18 protein-coding genes are annotated in these 18,147 nt (G+C 45.8%); 13 read left to right on the forward strand and 5 right to left on the reverse strand.

Annotated features, from left to right (window positions below):
• Positions 1 to 107: 107 nt before the first annotated feature.
• The 9 genes from J8N69_RS13850 (at position 108) to rlmM (ending at position 8,678) form a co-directional block, all read left to right on the forward strand.
• Positions 108 to 788 carry a response regulator transcription factor gene (locus J8N69_RS13850; RefSeq protein WP_168823308.1) on the forward strand — a complete coding sequence of 227 codons (681 nt, stop codon included), beginning with the start codon at positions 108 to 110 and terminating at the stop codon, positions 786 to 788.
• Positions 754 to 2,226, forward strand: coding sequence for a sensor histidine kinase (locus tag J8N69_RS13855; protein ID WP_168823310.1), 1,473 nt, complete (start codon positions 754 to 756; stop codon positions 2,224 to 2,226). The genes J8N69_RS13850 and J8N69_RS13855 overlap by 35 nt, the downstream gene beginning before the upstream one ends.
• The gene (locus tag J8N69_RS13860; RefSeq protein ID WP_168823312.1) at positions 2,223 to 3,287 is read left to right on the forward strand and encodes an ABC transporter substrate-binding protein; all 1,065 of its coding nucleotides are present in this window, start codon (positions 2,223 to 2,225) and stop codon (positions 3,285 to 3,287) included. The genes J8N69_RS13855 and J8N69_RS13860 overlap by 4 nt, the downstream gene beginning before the upstream one ends.
• A 218-nt stretch (positions 3,288 to 3,505) precedes the next feature.
• The gene (locus tag J8N69_RS13865) at positions 3,506 to 4,129 is read left to right on the forward strand and encodes a methylamine utilization protein (RefSeq protein ID WP_168823314.1); all 624 of its coding nucleotides are present in this window, start codon (positions 3,506 to 3,508) and stop codon (positions 4,127 to 4,129) included.
• Positions 4,130 to 4,165: 36 nt separating this feature from the next.
• A complete protein-coding gene (locus J8N69_RS13870) occupies positions 4,166 to 5,050 on the forward strand; it encodes a DUF3034 family protein (protein WP_168823316.1) in 885 nt (294 codons plus the stop codon).
• A complete protein-coding gene (locus J8N69_RS13875) occupies positions 5,044 to 5,475 on the forward strand; it encodes a group I truncated hemoglobin (RefSeq protein ID WP_168823318.1) in 432 nt (143 codons plus the stop codon). The genes J8N69_RS13870 and J8N69_RS13875 overlap by 7 nt, the downstream gene beginning before the upstream one ends.
• 229 nt (positions 5,476 to 5,704) lie before the next feature.
• Positions 5,705 to 6,802 carry a GGDEF domain-containing protein gene (locus tag J8N69_RS13880; protein ID WP_168823320.1) on the forward strand — a complete coding sequence of 366 codons (1,098 nt, stop codon included), beginning with the start codon at positions 5,705 to 5,707 and terminating at the stop codon, positions 6,800 to 6,802.
• Positions 6,803 to 6,835: 33 nt separating this feature from the next.
• Positions 6,836 to 7,579, forward strand: a complete 744-nt coding sequence (locus J8N69_RS13885; RefSeq protein WP_227803901.1) for a TIGR01621 family pseudouridine synthase — start codon at positions 6,836 to 6,838, stop codon at positions 7,577 to 7,579.
• Positions 7,580 to 7,625: 46 nt separating this feature from the next.
• Positions 7,626 to 8,678: a 23S rRNA (cytidine(2498)-2'-O)-methyltransferase RlmM gene (gene rlmM, locus J8N69_RS13890; protein ID WP_168823322.1), complete on the forward strand. Its 1,053-nt coding sequence runs from the start codon at positions 7,626 to 7,628 to the stop codon at positions 8,676 to 8,678.
• Positions 8,679 to 8,815: 137 nt separating this feature from the next.
• Here the strand turns inward: rlmM and J8N69_RS13895 are convergent, their stop codons facing one another.
• Both J8N69_RS13895 and J8N69_RS13900 read right to left on the reverse strand, forming a co-directional pair.
• The gene (locus J8N69_RS13895; protein ID WP_168823324.1) at positions 8,816 to 10,483 is read right to left on the reverse strand and encodes a L,D-transpeptidase family protein; all 1,668 of its coding nucleotides are present in this window, start codon (positions 10,481 to 10,483) and stop codon (positions 8,816 to 8,818) included.
• A complete protein-coding gene (locus J8N69_RS13900) occupies positions 10,483 to 10,767 on the reverse strand; it encodes a YkgJ family cysteine cluster protein (RefSeq protein WP_168823326.1) in 285 nt (94 codons plus the stop codon). Before J8N69_RS13900 ends, J8N69_RS13895 begins: the two co-directional genes overlap by 1 nt.
• A 136-nt stretch (positions 10,768 to 10,903) precedes the next feature.
• On the opposite strand from J8N69_RS13900, the gene J8N69_RS13905 reads away from it, so the two are divergent.
• On the forward strand, positions 10,904 to 12,142 hold the full coding sequence (locus tag J8N69_RS13905) for a GGDEF domain-containing response regulator (RefSeq protein ID WP_227803902.1): 1,239 nt from the start codon (positions 10,904 to 10,906) through the stop codon (positions 12,140 to 12,142).
• Positions 12,143 to 12,288: 146 nt separating this feature from the next.
• Here J8N69_RS13905 and gatB read toward each other — a convergent pair whose 3' ends face one another.
• From gatB to gatC, 3 genes are read right to left on the reverse strand one after another with little or no spacing between them, the layout of a single operon-like run.
• The gene (gene gatB, locus J8N69_RS13910; RefSeq protein WP_168823327.1) at positions 12,289 to 13,734 is read right to left on the reverse strand and encodes an Asp-tRNA(Asn)/Glu-tRNA(Gln) amidotransferase subunit GatB; all 1,446 of its coding nucleotides are present in this window, start codon (positions 13,732 to 13,734) and stop codon (positions 12,289 to 12,291) included.
• A 2-nt stretch (positions 13,735 to 13,736) separates the two neighbouring features.
• Positions 13,737 to 15,197, reverse strand: coding sequence for an Asp-tRNA(Asn)/Glu-tRNA(Gln) amidotransferase subunit GatA (gene gatA / locus J8N69_RS13915; protein WP_168823329.1), 1,461 nt, complete (start codon positions 15,195 to 15,197; stop codon positions 13,737 to 13,739).
• 11 nt (positions 15,198 to 15,208) lie between these two features.
• A complete protein-coding gene (gene gatC / locus J8N69_RS13920) occupies positions 15,209 to 15,496 on the reverse strand; it encodes an Asp-tRNA(Asn)/Glu-tRNA(Gln) amidotransferase subunit GatC (protein ID WP_168823331.1) in 288 nt (95 codons plus the stop codon).
• 280 nt (positions 15,497 to 15,776) lie between these two features.
• Here gatC and J8N69_RS13925 point away from each other — a divergent pair, with 280 nt between their 5' ends.
• Genes J8N69_RS13925 through mreD form a run of 3 tightly spaced genes read left to right on the forward strand, consistent with a single transcriptional unit; the run spans position 15,777 to position 18,143 of the window.
• Positions 15,777 to 16,820 carry a rod shape-determining protein gene (locus tag J8N69_RS13925; RefSeq protein WP_168823333.1) on the forward strand — a complete coding sequence of 348 codons (1,044 nt, stop codon included), beginning with the start codon at positions 15,777 to 15,779 and terminating at the stop codon, positions 16,818 to 16,820.
• A gap of 46 nt (positions 16,821 to 16,866) precedes the next feature.
• Entirely contained in the window at positions 16,867 to 17,673 is an 807-nt protein-coding gene (gene mreC / locus J8N69_RS13930; protein ID WP_227803903.1) for a rod shape-determining protein MreC, read from the forward strand.
• Entirely contained in the window at positions 17,670 to 18,143 is a 474-nt protein-coding gene (mreD, locus tag J8N69_RS13935) for a rod shape-determining protein MreD (protein ID WP_168823335.1), read from the forward strand. The genes mreC and mreD overlap by 4 nt, the downstream gene beginning before the upstream one ends.
• The last annotated feature ends 4 nt before the right edge of the window (positions 18,144 to 18,147 follow it).

Consider the following 18,147-nt stretch of genomic DNA (forward strand, 5'->3'; position numbering starts at 1 on the left):
TTGTATAAATAGTTGATGTGAAATTCGAACAGTTTAGGCTGTTCGAATTTTTTGTTTTTGTCATAAGGGCTCCACAAAAAATAATAACAGTATATGGCTGGCGTTTTATGCGAATTTTAGTAGTAGAAGATACTCAGGTGTTAGGGCAAGCAATCTGTGAACGCTTAACCAGTTTAGGGCATGGCGTAGATTTAATGGGCGATGGCAAAAAAGCCGATGAATTGCTTCGATATCAATCGGTTGATTTGATCTTGCTTGACTTAAATTTGCCCGGTTTATCCGGCTTGCAATTATTGCAAAAACTGCGGCAACGGGATGACGATACGCCGGTGCTCATTTTAACCGCGCGGGATCAGATCGAAGACCGTATTCGGCTTTTAGACGCAGGCGCAGATGATTACCTTACTAAGCCCTTTGATTTTGGTGAGTTAGAAGCGCGTTGCCGGGCGTTATTACGCCGTAAGCAAGGCTATGCGGCCAATGTCACAGAACACGGCAATATTGTGGTAAATAGAGACAGTCGTCAGGTCTTTATTGAAGGTGAACTTACCGCTATTACCAACCGGGAGTTTCGCTTGCTGGAAATTTTCCTTGGGCATTTGGGTCGAGTCTTAAGCAAAGACGAAATCACCGACCATTTATTTAATTTCAATGAAACTCCTGGCCCTAATGCGATTGAACTGTATGTCGGTCGTTTGCGGAAAAAAACCGCCAAGGGAGATTTGGTGATTAGTACGTTAAGGGGGATCGGCTATGTGGCAGAAATCGCCCGACCATCACAGTCTTAGCGAAGAAGAGAATAGAGCGCTAAAAAAGGCCCCTTCGTTACGCTTTCGGTTTATTTTGGCTGGGGTGTTGGTGATTGGCATTATTGCTGGCTTGGCGATCAATTTGATTTTTGATTACAGTCAAAAGCTCGCCGATTTGTCTTATGATCGTTTGTTACGCAGTGCTTTGCTGCAAATGGATGAAAATGTCAGTTTAATCCGTAACGAAGCGAGCATTGATATTCCGTGGTCCGCTTTTGCGACGCTCGCCCAAGCACAGGAAGACCGCGTATTTTATAAGGTTGAAAGTGTCAAACAAGGTTTTATTACGGGCTACCAAGATCTTGGTACGCCGACAGGGCCTTCTGTTTTAGATGAAATTCAATTTTATGATCAAGAATACTCTGGTGAAATGGTGCGTTTTGCTTGGATTGAACGCTATCTGACCGACCCAGAAACCGCCGATACGGTTCGAATTGTACTGGGGCAAACTCGACTTTCACGAGAAGAAATGAGCACGGCAATCACCCAGCGTGCCGTTGAAGTGGTGGTGTTTATTGCTTTGGTGGCCATCGCCTTGATTGCGATTGGCAGTCATCTTGTATTGCGACCTTTGCATAGAATTGAGTGGGCATTAGAAGAGCGGGTGATGGGGGATCTGACGCCGTTGGACATCAACACGCCAAAAGAAACCCATCACCTCAAGGTGGCGATTAACCATTTTATGGCTCGCCTTCAGACCAACTTAGAGCAACTGGAAAATTATACGGCTGATGCCGCGCATCAACTACGCACGCCATTAGCAAGCCTGCGAGCGTTAGCAGAAAATGCTCGTGATAATATTTCTACTGCAGGTACCTCCCCCCACGCGCAATATCAGGCATTGGAAAACATTGTAAAACAATGTGATGCTTTGAGTCAGACGGTTACTTTGTTACTCAATCAAGCGGTTGTTTCTCATCGCTTGCAGACGCATCGTTTAGAGCCCATAAATCTACTGGAACCCATCAGAGCATCTTGTCGCGCCCAAGCGGTGACGGCGTTACATCAAGGCGTGCAGCTGTCACTTGATTGCGGTTTAACCACGGCGTGTATTTTGGGGGATGGTTTTGCGATTCAGCAAATGATGCAAAACCTCATTGAAAACGCCGTGCGTTATAGTGCAGTAGGGGCGAATAATGCCACGGAAGTGATAGTACAAGTGAGAGCGTTTGAGCACTTTTATCGCGTCGAGGTAATTGATTACGGTGGCGGTATTCCTGATGTGGAAAAAGAGCGCGTATTCGAGCGATTTTATCGAGGCCGTTATGATATTGCCGGCAGTGGCGTGGGGCTAGCGATGGTGAAAGACATTGTTGATCACCATGGGGCAAAAATTGAGATCTTAGACACGCATCCCAAAGGCACCACCTTCCAAGTGGATTTTAGAAAATTTAGCGTTGATGGAGACACAGTATGAAGCCATTTTTACTGTTTATGCTGCTGGTATCCAGCTTCGGTGTCAGCAGGTTATGGGCCGCAGAACCAGTGTGGTTTGGTGATGCGCAGGCGCCTCGAGTTCTGGTGATCAATTCGGCGATGGACTTGTCTTCATTAGAGCCAATGCTCAAGGCTTTTGTGGCATTGCACCCAGATATTAGGGTGTCTTATCGAGACGTTAATACGCTGGAATTGTATTATGTGACGATAGAAGAACAAAAAAATCCCATTTCGAGTCTGGTGATTAGCAGCGCTATGGATTTGCACTTAAAGTTAGTCAATGACGGTTACGCGCAAACCTACCATTCAACCTTAACGGATCAATTGCCAGACAACTTTACTTGGCGAAACCAATTGTTTGCTTTTTCGGTCGAGCCCATTGTGATGTTGGTGAATAAGGCGGCTTTTCCTGGTGACTTACCCGATGATCGCCAATCTTTATTGCAAACCATTCGGCAGAATGAAAAAGCCATGACGAAGCGGATTGGAACTTACGATATACGCGAAAGTGGCGTAGGGTATTTATTGGCGAGTCAGGATGCCCGTCAAGCGGATGTGACGTGGGGGCGTTTGCTGGAGGCTTTTGGCAGTCATGATGTGCAAACTTATTGTTGTACGCACGATATTATTGACGACGTTGCTTCGGGAAAACTGGTATTGGGTTATAACTTGCTGGGGTCTTATGCGTCACAAAGAGTGCGCGATGACGATAGGTTAAAAATGATTTTGCCTAAGGATTATACCTTGATGCTGATGCGGGTGGCGCTGATCCCTAAAGGGGCGCCAAATGTCGAGGATGCAGGGATGTTTTTGGATTTTTTACTGTCAGATAATGCGCAAAAAATGATGCAAACTCAGGGCTTGTTGTTTCCAATGCGGCCTGATCCGAATCGGCCCAATGACCCTTATGTGGTGAATGCGCCGGGGCCGACAGGCGTGATTGAGTTGGACCAGCATTTACTGGTTGGTCGAGATTATGCCAAGCAAAAGCGTTTTATTTCGAACTGGGAAATGGCGCTTGAAATCAGCTCGAAAGATTAAGCCAACTGTCGTTTTAAGCGTCGCTATCATGGTTATCGTTTGAGTGTGGTTTGGACATTATTGTGGTGATGGTACGTCCTGTTACAGAAAACAGGATGATCTGCTAAGGTTTTTAATGTATGAAGTACAATGACAATACAGTGCACGGCTGAGCCGGTTCGGTTTTTTATTGATCACTCATTTGCTTTGTTAAAAGGCGTTGACCAAAAGGAAAGACAATGCGTTATTTAATGGCTCTGATGTTACTTTGTTTCGCCTCAAGTAGTTGGGCCGAGATGATATTAACTATTGTAGATCAAGACGATTTGCCTGTTGTCGGTGCGGTTGTTTCTTTGCCTGGCCACGTTGTGAGTACGCCAACTAAGGTAGCGGTAATGGATCAGATTGATGAGTCCTTTGTTCCTCGTGTGCTTGTGGTGCAAAAAGGTCAATTTGTGAGTTTTCCAAACAGTGATGATATTCGGCATCATGTTTACAGTTTTTCAGAACCAAAAAGGTTTGAGATTAAACTGTATAAGGGTTCTGATATGCCGCCGGTGTTATTTGATAAGCCTGGCCTTGTCGCATTGGGTTGTAATATCCACGATGACATGATTGGTTATATTGTGGTGGCGGATAACAGCTTGACGCTAAAAACCGATGCAAATGGTCAAGTGCGTTTGCCTGCAAAACCAGGTGATAGCGCATTATTATGGAGCGAAAGGACACTTGATGGGGTGGGAGCGACGCAGAAAATCAGCCTTACCTATGATCAAACGGTCAAGTTAGACCTTTTGCCACCTATTGAGTCGATGGATCACAGTACACACACCGGGTTTGGTAAGAAAAAGTGGTCACAATAAGAATAATGGACACTCTAGATACAAGGTTGCGATGTGATGAATAATCATCTGATTTTGAAAGCCATCAAACAAATAGGCGCGGTCAGTGCTGTGTTATGGATTGCTCCTGTTATGGCTGGAGAGGGAAAGTTACTGGCTACTGCTGGCTTGTCTCAAATAGAAGGCAGTGGCGGCGGTGGTTTGGTGCCATGGGCGACACTGGCCGGCTACGATAGCCAAGACGAAACCGCCGCGTCGTTTTTCGTCTCAGATGTTAATGTCAGCGATTATCGTCTTACATCGATTGGCGTAGCGACCAGCTTTTATGACCGAGTCGAGCTGAGTTACGCGCAACAGACATTTGTCTTACCTGCGTCTTTGATTACAGGACGTAGTCTAGAGTCAGAAGATATTAAGCAAGATGTCGTCGGCGTAAAAGTTCGCTTATATGGCGATGCTGTTTACTCTACCTATCCTCAAGTCAGTGTCGGTTTACAGCATAAGCAATTAGACAGCGATACGGTTGCTTCCGTTCTGGGAGCCAAAGACGACAGCGGAACGGACTTTTATATTGCTGCGACCAAGGTGCATTTAGGTGCGGTGGCTGGCTATAATTTGGTTTGGAATGCGACCGCTCGTGCGACCAAAGCCAATGAAATGGGCTTGCTCGGTTACGGTGGGCCAGACAACGACAGTTATCAACTGATGCTGGAAGGCAGCGTTGGCTTGCTGCTATCGCCGAACTGGGTGGTGGGCATGGAGTATCGTCAGAAACCAAGTAATCTGTCCAGCGTAGCAGAAGACGATTGGACGGACTTTTTTGTCAGCTATCTGCCTAATAAAAACGTTAGCATGACCGCCGCTTATGTGGATTTAGGGACAATCGCCACGCAGAAAGACCAAAAAGGCATTTATTTATCCATGACGGGGTACTTATGGTAAACCTAGTAAAAGCATCCTTGCTTGCGTTTAGTGTATTCTTAGTGGCTTGTGCCGCGCCAAGCAAAGCGCCACAAAGCTTATATGACGAGATGGGGGGGAAGCCAACCGCCGAAGCCATTACGGATCACTTTATTAATGAAATCAGTTTCAATGAAACGATTTATCGCTATTTTGAAAAAACTAATATCACTCGATTCCGTGAAAAATTCATTGAGCATATTTGTGTGACGACGGGCGGCCCTTGTGCTTATACCGGAGACACTATGCTAAGAGTGCATCAAGGCCAAAACATCAATGAGGCTGACTTTAACCTGACGGTTGATTTATTGGTTAACGCCATGAAAAAAGCCGGTTTGACCTATCCGCAGCAAAACCGAATGCTGAAAATGTTAGCGCCTATGCGTGGCGATATAGTGTATAAATGACACCAAGAGACAGTGAAAACGTCGCGTGACATTCAGTAAAATAGCATTGGATACTAGCGGGCGTTATTTTTCAGTTACTGTGGCTTAGCCGTGTGAATTTATAGGAAAAGCAAGTCATATTCTGTAGAATGCGACCTTTCAGCTCTGAACCATCGAAGCTTATTTTCTGATTATAATAGTGTGATTATAACAGTGCGATTACAACCGCTTGATTATCATTAGGGATGCAGTGTTTTCTTTAACAAAAAAAACCATAGAAAAGCTTCTCAATATTGGCTTTGAAGATGAGTATGACAACGACGTTAACCAGAAGCATGTGGTGAATTTTTCTTACCTGATGTTTTGCGTTAGCGGCTTGTTGCTGCTGATTGTGTTTTTTTCCCGCAATATGCCTTACGTTGTGTTCATTTGCCTTGTTGGTTTATGGGTTGGCGTTATAGGCCTACGCTATAGCTATCGCGGTTATTTTTTACGAGCTCAATTGCTCATGCCGATTGCAAAAATCAGTCAGGTTGCCATTCTAAGTTTATTTTACTTTGGCGCGGAGAGTGGTTTTCATTTGCTGTTTTTAAACGTCATTGCCTATGCTTTTATTGTGTTTCGAGCGGATCAGCGCTTTATCCAATATTGGATTGTGATTGTTTCCATTGTGTTATTTTTGGTGTGTGAGTTTCTGAGTCCCAAAGGGCTTTATTTGACGTCATTTGATCAAAATCTTGTCTTGGTCTGCGTTTTTCTTTTTACGGCTTTTTACTTTGCGGTGGTGATTCGCTTGGTGATGAATCGACTGAAAGCGGTCAATCATCATTTGCGGCAGTTGGCAGAGAGAGATGAGCTCACCGGTCTTTCAAACCGAAGAAAAGTGTTGGCGGATGCGGTTAATATTTTTGCTGACTCTGTGATCAATCAAGAATCGTGTGTTTTTGCTATTGTCGATTTGGACCATTTTAAGAAGATCAATGATACTTTTGGTCATGAAGCGGGTGATTTGGTTTTGACAAAAGTGGCAACCATGATGGCGTCCGTTATTCGTACTGAAGATGAAATCGGACGCTATGGCGGTGAAGAGTTTATTGTGATTATGCCTAACACCAATCTGAAAGAAGCGGAAGCAACGATGGAAAGAATGCGTGAGTCAGTGGAAAATATGCTCATAGAGACAGAGCATGGCATTGTGATTCCCGTTACGGTCAGTATTGGTTTGGCCCCTATAGCGCCCAGTGTTTCCCGGTATGAAGAGATACTCGCTCAGGCTGATAAGGGCTTGTATATCGCCAAACGCAGCGGTCGAAATCGTATTTCGGTGCAGTCGATTTATCAAGATTAAACTATATTTCCGCTCTTAGTGTTGACATATGAGTTGTCCACTTTCTCTGTGGATAAGCTTGTTGGCTACTCCATTTTCTCTTTATTTATTCGTGATGAGGCTCGTTTGCTCAAAGTATTGTTTCGTAGTGATGATTATTGGGTGATTGATAAACCGGCAGGCATGAGTTTTCATGCGGAATCTGAGACGCTAGGGGTGATGCAGTCTTTGGCTGTTGCTTATCCAGATCAGCGGTTTTTTCCTGTGCATCGCTTGGATAAAATGACATCTGGGTTATTAATCGTGGCTTGTCGTTCGGATGTTGCTGCGGTGTTCGGCAAAATGTTTGAACGGCATGAGCTGGAGAAGCGTTATTTAGCTCTTTCGTTAAAGAAGCCTAAGAAAAAACAAGGCACGGTGATAGGGGGGATGGTACCCAGCCGAAGGGGGCAGTGGAAGCTTACTAAAGAAAATGAAAACGTCGCGATTACGCAATTTTTTTCACTTTCATTTCAAACACATAGGTTGTTTTTTGTTCGTCCTCTGACGGGGAAAACACATCAAATTCGTGTGGCATTAAAGAGTGTTGGATCGCCAATTTTGGGAGATCTTAGATACGCAGGAGAGGCGGCTGACAGGGGGTATTTGCACGCTTATACTCTGCAATTTGACTGGTATGGGGAAGTACGGCGTTATGTTTGCCTGCCAAGGTCTGGGGCGTTTTTTTCGGCTGAATTAATGGATTTTGTGACGACTCAACTTGATGAGTCTTTATTGAAGTGGCCTTCTAGAAAGTAATAAGTAGAACTCAACGGGTATTGTCCCTGATTGAGAAGGAATATGAATGAAAAATGTTTTAGTTTACTGTCGTCAAGGCTTTGAAAAAGATTGTGCGGCGGAACTGTCTGAAGTGGCGGCTAGCAAAGGATTTTATGGTTATGCCAAGGTGGTTTCCGATGCGGGTTACATTGTGTATAACTTTGATCAGGCGGATGCGGGTGAGGCGCTGATTCAGCAGTTGGATTTTAATCGGCTTATTTTTGCTCGTCAGATTATTGCGGTAAATGGGGTGATCGAATTAGAACAGGGTGGTCGTGTTGAGTCTTTGCTTGAGGCGGCACGTGAGTTGCCATTAGCCGAAGAAATATGGATTGAAACCGCGGACACGAATGAAGCAAAAGCCTTATCGAATTTGATCAAGAAGCTTGAAAAGCCGTTGCGTGAAGGTTGGAAAAAATCGGGTGTATTGCGCAATAAAGCGGTTGAGGTTCGTCATCATGTCTTTATGTTGGATGGTGAGTCGGCTTACCTTGGGGTGTCCTATGCCAGTTGTCGCAGTGATTTCCCTATGGGGATTCGCCGTTTACGCTTTCCGGCCGCCGGTCCGAGCCGTTCTACTTTAAAATTGGAAGAAGCGTTTTTACAGTTTGTGCCAGAGCGTACTCGTGAGGCCGATTTGACCGAAGGTATGACGGCGGTGGATTTGGGCGCGGCACCGGGTGGCTGGACGTATCAGTTTGTCAAAAAAGGCATTCATGTTATTGCCATTGATAATGGTCCGATGCAAAAGGAATTGATGTCGACGGGCTTGGTGCAACATGAAAAGGCCGATGGTTTTAAATATGAGCCACCTTATACGGTTGATTGGTTGGTGTGCGACATGGTTGAGCGACCAATAAAGGTAGCGGAATTAATGGCCAAGTGGCTGGCAAGCGGTTGGACAAGACGGGCGATTTTTAACTTAAAACTGCCAATGAAAAAACGCTACCAAGAAGTGACTTTGTGTTTACAAACGATTGAGGCGTTATTGAAAAAATCGGGTGTGAGCTATCATTATCAAGTGAAACATCTTTACCATGATCGTGAAGAAGTGACTGTTTGTATTATGGTTCGATAATCACCACAGACCTTCTTTTAAGGTGTGCCGCGCACCGCTTCTATTGTTGGTCCATTCCTATTGCTTTCATCTCCCTCTACATGAGGTAGGGGAGATGAAACCTTCCAATATCTGTTAATTTCAATTTTAAATGACGATTAAATAGACTCTCTAGCATTAAACGCTGAGTAGCCCATGGCTTCTTCCATGAGTGGATCTCGCTGGTAAATATCATCACGGAATTCCAACATGCCATTGGCGTTTGGCACCACGGTGAAATAGACCAAGTAAACCGGAATGTAGGTCGGTAGGGAAATCACGCTATTGCTGGCGGTTTTGAGTGTCTTGTTCATTTCATTAAACTGTTTGTAGCCTTTGGTGATTTCCTTGGCAAACTCGTTGGGGTTTTCGAGGCGAACACAGCCGGAGCTGAACGCTCTGTTGGTTTCTCTAAATAGGTGCTTGGCTGGGGTGTCATGTAAGTAAATTTCATTTTTATTTGGGAACATGAACTTGTATTGGCCGAGTGCGTTGCCTTCATCGGGTTCTTGTTCAAAGCGAAAAGCCAGTTTGTCTTCGCTGATGGCTTTCCAATTGATTTTAGTCGAATCCAGTTCTTTTGCGCCAATGCTCCAGCTTGAGTAGAGTTTGTAGCCATGTTTGACCAGATAATTTGGGTCGGCTTGCAGTTTTGGCAATAGATTTTCTCTGGCAATACGATGAGGAACGCGCCAAGTTGGGTTGGTGACCATATAGGTCATTAAACCTTTGAAGACAGGCGTTTTTCGCTCGGGTTTGCCAATGACGACCTTCATTGAGGTGAGCTCACCGTTTAAATTCATTTCCATCGTGTAGTTGGTGAGATCCACCCAAATGCGGTTCGCTTCGAGTTCGCTTGGTAGCCAGCGCCATCTTTCTAAATTGTAGGCAATTTGTTTTGCGCGGGTTTCGAGTGGAACGTTGAGCATTTCAATGGTTTTTGATCCTGCTGCGCCATCGGCTGAGAGGTGATGGCGTTGTTGAAAACGCATTAGAGCGTCTTTTAGGCGTAGATCAAATTGTTCTTCGTTGACCTTGCGAGTCGAAAATCGTATGTCACCCAATTGAACGAGTCGGGCCCGCAGTTGAGCAACCCGAGGGCCTTCGTCACCAGCAGACAGGGGGACTCCAGCGTTGACAAAAATGTCTTTTTCTTTTCTTGCGAGGTCTTGATAGTACACCAGCCATTTCTGCAGAATCTGATACTGCGGGCTACGAGGCGCGAGCAGTGGAAGAGAATTAACCATGTCGGTGGCTGAGTCTATGTAGAGCAAGTCTCTCCAGTTGTTGTTTGGGGCGTCTAGTTGCCAGTTTGGGTCGATTAATTGAGGCTCGTAACGGCCATTGCTAAGATCATGAGCGTAGCTGGTTAAGGCGATCGTAGTGATGACATCCATCTCGGCTAACTGTTGAGGGGTTGGCTGTTTTAGCGCCAAGTATTCTTTAATAATGTCGGTGTGATAGTGGATTGGGTTAAGGCCGTGAGTGTAGGATTGCTCAAGTATGTCGAGTAGTTTGTAAATTGACATATTGATTTTTTTATCTTTTATCCACATTGGCTCGTAGCCGCGCGCTTGGTAGGCTTCTAGCACCGTGTTGTTGGGCAGGGCTTGACCGGCAACGGGAGTGAAAGCGTTCAGCGTTAAGGCGACTTGCTGTTTCACACTGTTTTCTATTTGTGATTCGCTAGGGGGATCAATAACAAATGCTTGGTTTGATGTGGATGAGCAGGCGCTGAGTAATAGGCTTATGATAAATAAGGGTAAAAATTGTTTCGTGATGATCATTAGGCAGTCCTTGTTATGACGAGGAGGTGTTTGGGGTTAGTGTCGTCTTCCATGTAAGATAAAAGTGCGATGGCTTCTTCTCTATTATGGCCGCAAGTGTATTCTTCTGCACGAAAGTCGGCGCACACTTTCGGTCTTGACGGGTCTTCAAAAAGCGCGCATCGGTAATCACTTAGTAGCTGTATGCATACTTCTCCTGCGGCTTTGCCGTTTGGCATACCCGGAATGGGAGAGCTGATAGAGGGCGCTGTGCAGCATGCGCCACAGCCTGATCGGCATTGCATAGGATGGCCTTGTGATTTTATAAAATAACATTTACAGAGGGTATTTTAGAGTATCGAAATGACGGGTCATAGAGGATAATTAAAAAATGTACTCAAAAAAGTGAGTTATATTACTTTTTCAAATAGGATTATGCCGATGATGGAAGAACGAAAAATATTAGTAGTGGAAGACAGTCCTGTTGTGTTGAAGGTGCTTCATCATTTGTTGTCCCAAAACCCTATTTTTGTTCCTGTACTTTGTGCTTGTTATGAAGACGCCGAAAAAAAGTTAAAAGAGGCTGGTAACACGCATTTTGCCGCTATTGTGGATCTGAATTTGCCTGATGCCGAAAACGGCGAAATCGTCGATCTTATTCTGTCTTATCAGATCCCCTGTGTCGTGTTGACGGGCAATTTTGATGACAGGTTGCGCCTCAGTTTATTGAATAAAGGCGTGTTGGATTACATCACCAAGGACAGTCGTTATTCATTCAATCACGCGATTAAAGTAGTGGAGCGGTTAAGTAAAAATCAGGGGCTGAAAGTTCTCGTTGCTGAAGACTCGGTGGTGAGTCGGCAGTTTATCAAGTTACTGCTTGAGCAGTATTGTTTTACTGTCATCGAGGCTGAAAATGGCCAGGAGGCGCTGGCGAAACTAGAAGCGGACACGGATATTAGAATGCTGATCGCCGATTATAATATGCCGCTGGTGAATGGGTATGATCTAGTGCGTATGCTTAGATACAATGCCCGCTTTCAGGATTTGGTGATTCTTGGTTTGTCTGCGGAAGGTGACAGCGCGTTATCGGCGAAATTTATCAAGGCGGGGGCAAACGACTTTTTGAAAAAGCCTTTCCATCATGAGGAGTTTCATTGTCGTGTTGTGCACAGTCTTGAGGCTCAAGAGATGCTGGAGACAATACGTGATTTGGCCAATATTGATCCGCTTACTAAGTTAAAAAATAGACGTTGTTTGTTTAGTGAGGGTGAGACTTTTTTCCGCCACGCTAAAGGGAACGCTGCCTTGGCGATGTTAGATCTGGATAACTTCAAGCAAATAAATGATACCTATGGCCACATTGTTGGCGATAGTTTATTAGAAGCGTTAGGGCAAGTCATTCGTGATGCGTTTCCCGGGATGTTGGCTTATCGTTTTGGTGGTGAGGAGTTTTGCGTGCTAGCAGAAGTCAGCGGTCCTCATATGCTTGAGGTGGTCAATGACTTTCTCGACGGCCTGCGGCGAAAAGAGTTTACAGAGGCAAAAATCGCACTCACTTGCAGTGTTGGTTTGTGTAGCCAATCCGCTGATTCTCTTGAGGCCAGTATTCGGGAGGCAGATCGAAACTTGTATGAAGCAAAACGTCTGGGCCGGGATCGCGTGGTGGCTGATTTTTAGGTGGCTGGCTTCTAGTCTGTTGTTTAGGCAAAGGAGCCTGCTAAAAAGAGTCTGTAGAAGATAAAAAAACACCGCCTTATTATTAAAATAAGGCGGTGTTTTTTGTTGCTGTTATTAGCGTCATTACGGCTTTCAAAGCGTGATTACTAGCCTTTAAGCATCTTGCTAAGGATTGGGTTAACCAAGCTTGGGTTGGCTTTGCCTTGTGATGCTTTCATCACTTGGCCGACGAAGAAGCCGATCATTTTCTTTTGCTTGTCTTCGTCTGCGGCGCGGTATTGTTCAACCTGAGCCGCATTGGCGTCCAAAATAGTTTGGATCATGGCTTCAATGGCACCGGTATCCGTCACTTGTTTCAGGCCTTTTGCTTTGATGATGTCGTCCGCTGAACCTTCGCCATCCCACATGGCTTGCAACACATCTTTTGCGGTTTTGCCATTAATGGTGCTGTCCTTGATTCGCACCAAGAGTTCGCCAAATGCTTGGGCATTAACGGGCGCGTTTTCAATGTCTTGCTGTTCTTGGTTCAGCAGCTTGCTGAGTTCACCCATGACCCAGTTTGCGGTCAGTTTGGCATCGGCCACGGCGGTATTGGCGGTTTCAAAGTAGTTCGCCATCGCGCGTGAAGACGACAGTACGTTAGCGTCGTATTCGCTGAGCAGGTATTCGCTTTGGAAGCGCGCTGCTTTTTGACTTGGTAGCTCGGGTAAGGTGGCTCTGATGCCATCAACGTACTCTTGTGTTAAGACAATGGGGAGTAGGTCAGGGCAAGGGAAGTAGCGATAGTCGTTGGCGTCTTCTTTGGAACGCATGCTGCGGGTTTCGTTTTTCTCTGGATCGTACAGACGTGTTTCCTGAATGATGCGACCGCCGTCTTCTAAAATGTCCGCTTGGCGCTCGATCTCAGTGTAAATGGCTTTTTCGATAAAACGGAACGAGTTGACGTTTTTGATTTCTGTGCGAGTGCCGTATTCTTTTTGACCTTTTGGGCGCAGGGACAAGTTGATGTCGCAACGCATTGAGCCTTCTGCCATGTTGCCATCGCAAATGCCAAGATAAGTCACAATGGAGTGAATCATTTTAACGTAGGCTACGGCTTCTTTGGCGGAGCGAATATCGGGCTCAGAGACGATTTCTAACAACGGCGTGCTGGAGCGGTTTAAGTCGATCCCCGTCATGCCTTGGAAATCTTCATGTAAAGACTTGCCTGCGTCTTCTTCAAGGTGGGCGCGAGTGATACCAACACGAGACGTTGTGCCGTCTTCTAGCATGACATCTAGGTAGCCTTTGCCCACAATCGGATGATCCATTTGGCTGGTTTGGTAGCCTTTTGGCAGATCTGGATAAAAGTAGTTTTTACGTGCAAAAACCGACGTCATGCCAATGTCAGCGTTGATGGCGTGACCAAACATAACCGCCATGCGCAAGGCTTCTTTGTTAAAAACCGGTAATGCGCCTGGCATACCTAAGTCGACAAGCGTGGTTTGGGTGTTTGGTTCTGCGCCAAAGCCTACGGCGGCGCCAGAAAACAATTTTGATTTGGTAGAGAGCTGAGTATGAATCTCAAGGCCAATAACGACTTCCCAGTTCATGCTTATGCTCCTTTTGCCATAGTGGGGATTTGTAAATGCCAATCCGAGTGTTGTTGATACTGATGCGCAACGTTTAAGAGCTTGGCTTCGGCAAAATAGTTGCCCATGATTTGCAGGCCAACGGGCATGCCATCGACAAAACCGGCAGGTACTGACATGGCAGGAATGCCGGCAAGGTTAACTGACAATGTATAAATATCTTCTAAGTACATGGCAACGGGGTCGCTGGTTTTGCTACCAAGGCCAAAGGCGGTGGTCGGTGCAACCGGGCCCATGATGACATCCACTTCGGCAAGGGCTTTAACAAAGTCCTCTTTAATGAGACGACGAATTTTTTGTGCTTTTAAATAATAGGCGTCGTAGTAGCCTTCTGACAGTGCGTAAGTGCCGACCATGATGCGTTTCTGTACTTCTGTGCCAAAACCTTCGGCGCGTGAGCGCATATACATATCCAGCAAATCTTTTGGGTCGTCACAGCGATGGCCAAAACGCACGCCATCGAAGCGAGACAGGTTTGAAGAAGCTTCAGACGGCGCAATGACATAATAAGACGGAATGCTAAGTTGTAGGTTTGGCAGTGAAATCTCTTTCACGCTAGCGCCTAGTTTTTCGAACTCTTTGACCGCCGCCATAATAACGTCGGCCACTTTTGAATCTAGGCCGTCACCGAAATATTCTTTTGGGAGGCCAATTTTTAAGCCTGTCAGCGGTGCATTGATATTGGCTAAATAGTCATCGACTGGTTGCTCGGCTGAGGTGGAATCTTTGTCGTCAAATCCTGCCATGGCTTGCATTAGGTGTGCGCAATCTTCCGCACTTTTGGCCATTGGGCCGCCTTGGTCAAGGCTGGATGCATAGGCGATCATACCGAAGCGAGAAACGCGACCGTAGGTTGGTTTAAGGCCGGTGATGCCGCAGAAGGAGGCTGGCTGGCGAATCGAGCCGCCAGTGTCGGTGCCTGTTGCGGCAACGACAAGTCCTGCAGACACAGCAGCGGCAGAGCCACCAGAAGATCCGCCTGGCACCTTGTCTAAATTCCATGGGTTTTTTACCGCGCCATAAAAGCTGTTTTCATTAGAAGAGCCCATGGCGAACTCGTCCATATTGGTTTTACCCAGCATGATGGCACCCGCTTGTTGGATGCGCTGGGTGACGGTGGACTCGTAAGGCGGAATGAAGTTATTCAGCATCTTGGAGCCGCATGTCGTTAACGTGCCTTCTGTGCAGAACAGGTCTTTATGAGCAACCGGAATCCCCGTCAGGCTGGAGCCTTTTCCGTTTTGTAATAGCGCATCGGCTGCGGCCGCTTGTTCTAGGGCTCGTTGTTCATTGACGGTGATAAAGCTGTTTAATTGTGGGTCAAGTTTGGCTATGCGCGCTAAAAAATGGCGGGTTAGCTCAACACTAGAAAGGTCTTTGTTGCGCAGTTTTTGCGCTAATGTCGAGATACTTTGTTCGAACATGCTTGTCTCTCTTAATCGATCACTTTTGGTACAAGGAAAAGGCCGGCTTCGGTCAGCGGTGCGTTCGCTAGGAAGGCGTCGCGACGATTTTCCTCGGTGACTATGTCTTCTCTTAATCTTTGTGTCATTTCCAGCGGATTTGAGAGAGGCTCTACGCCATCGGTATTCACAGATTGCATTTGTTCAACAAGCGATAAAATACTAGAAAGTGAGTGTTGATATTGGTCGGCGCCTTCCTCAGTGAGAGCGAGACGAGCCAAGTGTGCAATTTTTTGCACGTCTTGTTTGTCTATGGACATGTTTCACCTGATTTATTTGGTTGTTGATTTTGTTTGACGGTTGATTTTGTTTGTATTCTTGACAGCTATAAATGGCTTTTATTGTATCCCTTAGTGGTGAGGCTATAAAGCTAACAAGGTGAAAAACCACGCTTATTTTCCCGGAATTAATTTTTTTTGGGTAAACAACGTCATACAGGGGAACTTTTTTAACATTTACGCGGAATCAACTTGCCCAATGGGCTGGTGATTGTTACATTTTGACGCTGATTCGTATTGTATTATCAGGATGTTAGAATTCATGTTTAAGAAAGTCCGGGGAATGTTTTCAAGCGATTTATCTATTGACTTAGGGACGGCAAACACCCTCATTTACGTCCGTGACCGCGGAATCGTGCTTGATGAGCCGTCGGTGGTCGCTATCCGTCATAATGGAAATCAAAAAACAGTGGCGTCTGTTGGTAGAGACGCTAAACGCATGTTAGGGCGAACGCCGGGTAATATTACCGCTATTCGTCCAATGAAAGACGGTGTGATTGCTGACTTTCATGTGACCGAAAAAATGCTGCAATACTTTATCTCAAAAGTTCATGAGAACAGCTGGTTGAAGCCAAGCCCGCGCGTTTTGGTCTGTGTTCCTTGCAAATCGACTCAAGTTGAACGACGCGCTATTAAAGAATCGGCACTGGGGGCTGGCGCTCGCGAAGTGTACATCATTGAAGAACCCATGGCGGCCGCAATTGGTGCAGGTCTTCCTGTTGCCGAAGCGTCTGGCTCAATGGTCATTGATATCGGTGGTGGTACTACTGAGATTGCTATCATTTCGTTGAATGGCATAGTGACATCTGAGTCGATTCGAGTGGGCGGTGACCGTTTTGATGAAGCTATTACGACGTATGTTCGTCGTCAATACGGCAGTTTGATTGGTGATGCCACGGCTGAGCGCATTAAAACTGAAATTGGTATGGCTTATCACACCGGCGAAGAGTTGCAAATTGATGTGCGTGGTCGCAACTTGGCGGAGGGGATTCCTCGCTCGTTTACACTGACTAGCACTGAAATTTTAGAAGCATTACAAGAACCGTTAGCGCAAATTGTTCAGGCTATTAAAGGTGTGCTTGAGCAATCACCACCAGAATTAGCCGCGGATATTGGTGAAACGGGCTTGGTGTTAACCGGTGGTGGTGCGTTATTGCGTGAAATCGATCGTTTAATCAGCGAAGAAACGGGCTTGCCAGTGATTATTGCTGACGACCCATTAACCTGTGTTGCTCGTGGCGGCGGCATGGCTTTAGAGTTGATGGACAAACATGCTTCTGAACTATTTACGGCAGATAATGAGTAAGCGTTAGGAGCCTCCTATTAACAACTCGCTTTTCTTTGGTGGCCGAGTGTCTAGTGCGCGTTTTGTTGTGCTGGTCATCTTGTCCATGATGATGATCGTTGCTGATATTCGTTTTGGCGCTTTTTCACAAGTAAGGCCTTATTTGTCGTTATTTGTGACGCCAATACAAGTGGTTGTAAACACCCCTCAGAAAATGCTGAATTGGGCTGGTGAACATCTTGCCAGTCGTGAAGACTTGGTAAAAGAAAATCAATCTCTACAGGCGGAGATTTTAATACTTCGTAGCCGTCAGCAAAGACTCGACTCCTTACACGCCGAAAACGTGCGTTTAAGAGAGTTATTGGATGCTTCCCAGCGCGTAGATGAAAAAATCGTTATGGCTGAGGTGATTGGTTTTGACCAAAATGCTTACAGCCATCGATTGATGATAGATAAAGGGTTTTCATCTGGAGCTTATGTCGGTCAACCTGTTTTAGACGCTACGGGTGTATTGGGTCAAGTTGTCGAGACGGCCGCTTACAGTAGTCGAGTGTTATTGATTGCAGACGCCAGTCATTTTGTGCCTGTACAGCTTGCTAGAACGGGTTTTAGGAGCATTCTTCGCGGCACTGGCGATTTAACTCGGATGGAGTTAGTCAGTGTGCCCCGATCGGTAGATATCAAAAAAGGCGATGTGCTAACGACGTCGGGTTTAGATGAGCGCTTTCCGAGTGGTTACCCCGTCGGGATTGTGCGAAGTGTGAAGTATACCCAAGGCAAGGCTTATGCTGATGTAGCGGTAGTGCCGCTGGCTCAGTTAGGGCGTAGTCGACATGTTATGCTAATTGAAAAGTCTAAGGTGAGGGAAGAGTGAAGCCTATTGTTGTTTTTTCCATTACATTATTGACGGCGTTGATGCTAGAAGCGGTACCTTTTCCTGAGCCATTGGTTTGGTTTCGTCCGGAATGGGCGTTGTTGATTATTTTGTATTGGGTTATTGCGTTACCCTTTCGTGTGGGTGTTGGCTTAGCTTGGTTCTTAGGCTTGATGGTTGATCTATTGCAGGGCGGCATTATAGGTCAGCATTCTTTAACCTATGTCATTATTGCTTATACCTGTGCTGTGTTTTACAAGCGTATACGTATGTATCATCGCTGGCAGCAAGGCTTTTTTGTTTGCTTATTGGTTAGTATTAATCAATTAGTGGATTTTTGGATTGATCATTATCTTGGCTACGCTAAACCGACGTTAATGATTTTTATGCCTGCCATTATTACGGGGCTGTTGTGGCCTTGGTCTTTTATTATTTTACGCAGTGTGCGCCGTATGTACGCGATTCGTTAGGCAA

This window comes from Marinomonas profundi, from assembly GCF_020694005.1.
Classification (GTDB): domain Bacteria; phylum Pseudomonadota; class Gammaproteobacteria; order Pseudomonadales; family Marinomonadaceae; genus Marinomonas; species Marinomonas profundi.

Coding starts and splice junctions, on each gene's coding strand:
- J8N69_RS13900 (WP_168823326.1), bottom strand. CDS start 10,767: ATGCAATGCCGATCAGGCTGTGGCGCATGCTGCACAGCGCCCTCTATC.
- J8N69_RS13860 (WP_168823312.1), top strand. CDS start 2,223: ATGAAGCCATTTTTACTGTTTATGCTGCTGGTATCCAGCTTCGGTGTC.
- gatA (WP_168823329.1), bottom strand. CDS start 15,197: ATGTTCGAACAAAGTATCTCGACATTAGCGCAAAAACTGCGCAACAAA.
- J8N69_RS13870 (WP_168823316.1), top strand. CDS start 4,166: ATGAATAATCATCTGATTTTGAAAGCCATCAAACAAATAGGCGCGGTC.
- J8N69_RS13855 (WP_168823310.1), top strand. CDS start 754: ATGTGGCAGAAATCGCCCGACCATCACAGTCTTAGCGAAGAAGAGAAT.
- gatB (WP_168823327.1), bottom strand. CDS start 13,734: ATGAACTGGGAAGTCGTTATTGGCCTTGAGATTCATACTCAGCTCTCT.
- J8N69_RS13865 (WP_168823314.1), top strand. CDS start 3,506: ATGCGTTATTTAATGGCTCTGATGTTACTTTGTTTCGCCTCAAGTAGT.
- J8N69_RS13905 (WP_227803902.1), top strand. CDS start 10,904: ATGATGGAAGAACGAAAAATATTAGTAGTGGAAGACAGTCCTGTTGTG.
- J8N69_RS13850 (WP_168823308.1), top strand. CDS start 108: ATGCGAATTTTAGTAGTAGAAGATACTCAGGTGTTAGGGCAAGCAATC.
- gatC (WP_168823331.1), bottom strand. CDS start 15,496: ATGTCCATAGACAAACAAGACGTGCAAAAAATTGCACACTTGGCTCGT.
- rlmM (WP_168823322.1), top strand. CDS start 7,626: ATGAAAAATGTTTTAGTTTACTGTCGTCAAGGCTTTGAAAAAGATTGT.
- J8N69_RS13925 (WP_168823333.1), top strand. CDS start 15,777: ATGTTTAAGAAAGTCCGGGGAATGTTTTCAAGCGATTTATCTATTGAC.
- J8N69_RS13875 (WP_168823318.1), top strand. CDS start 5,044: ATGGTAAACCTAGTAAAAGCATCCTTGCTTGCGTTTAGTGTATTCTTA.
- J8N69_RS13895 (WP_168823324.1), bottom strand. CDS start 10,483: ATGATCATCACGAAACAATTTTTACCCTTATTTATCATAAGCCTATTA.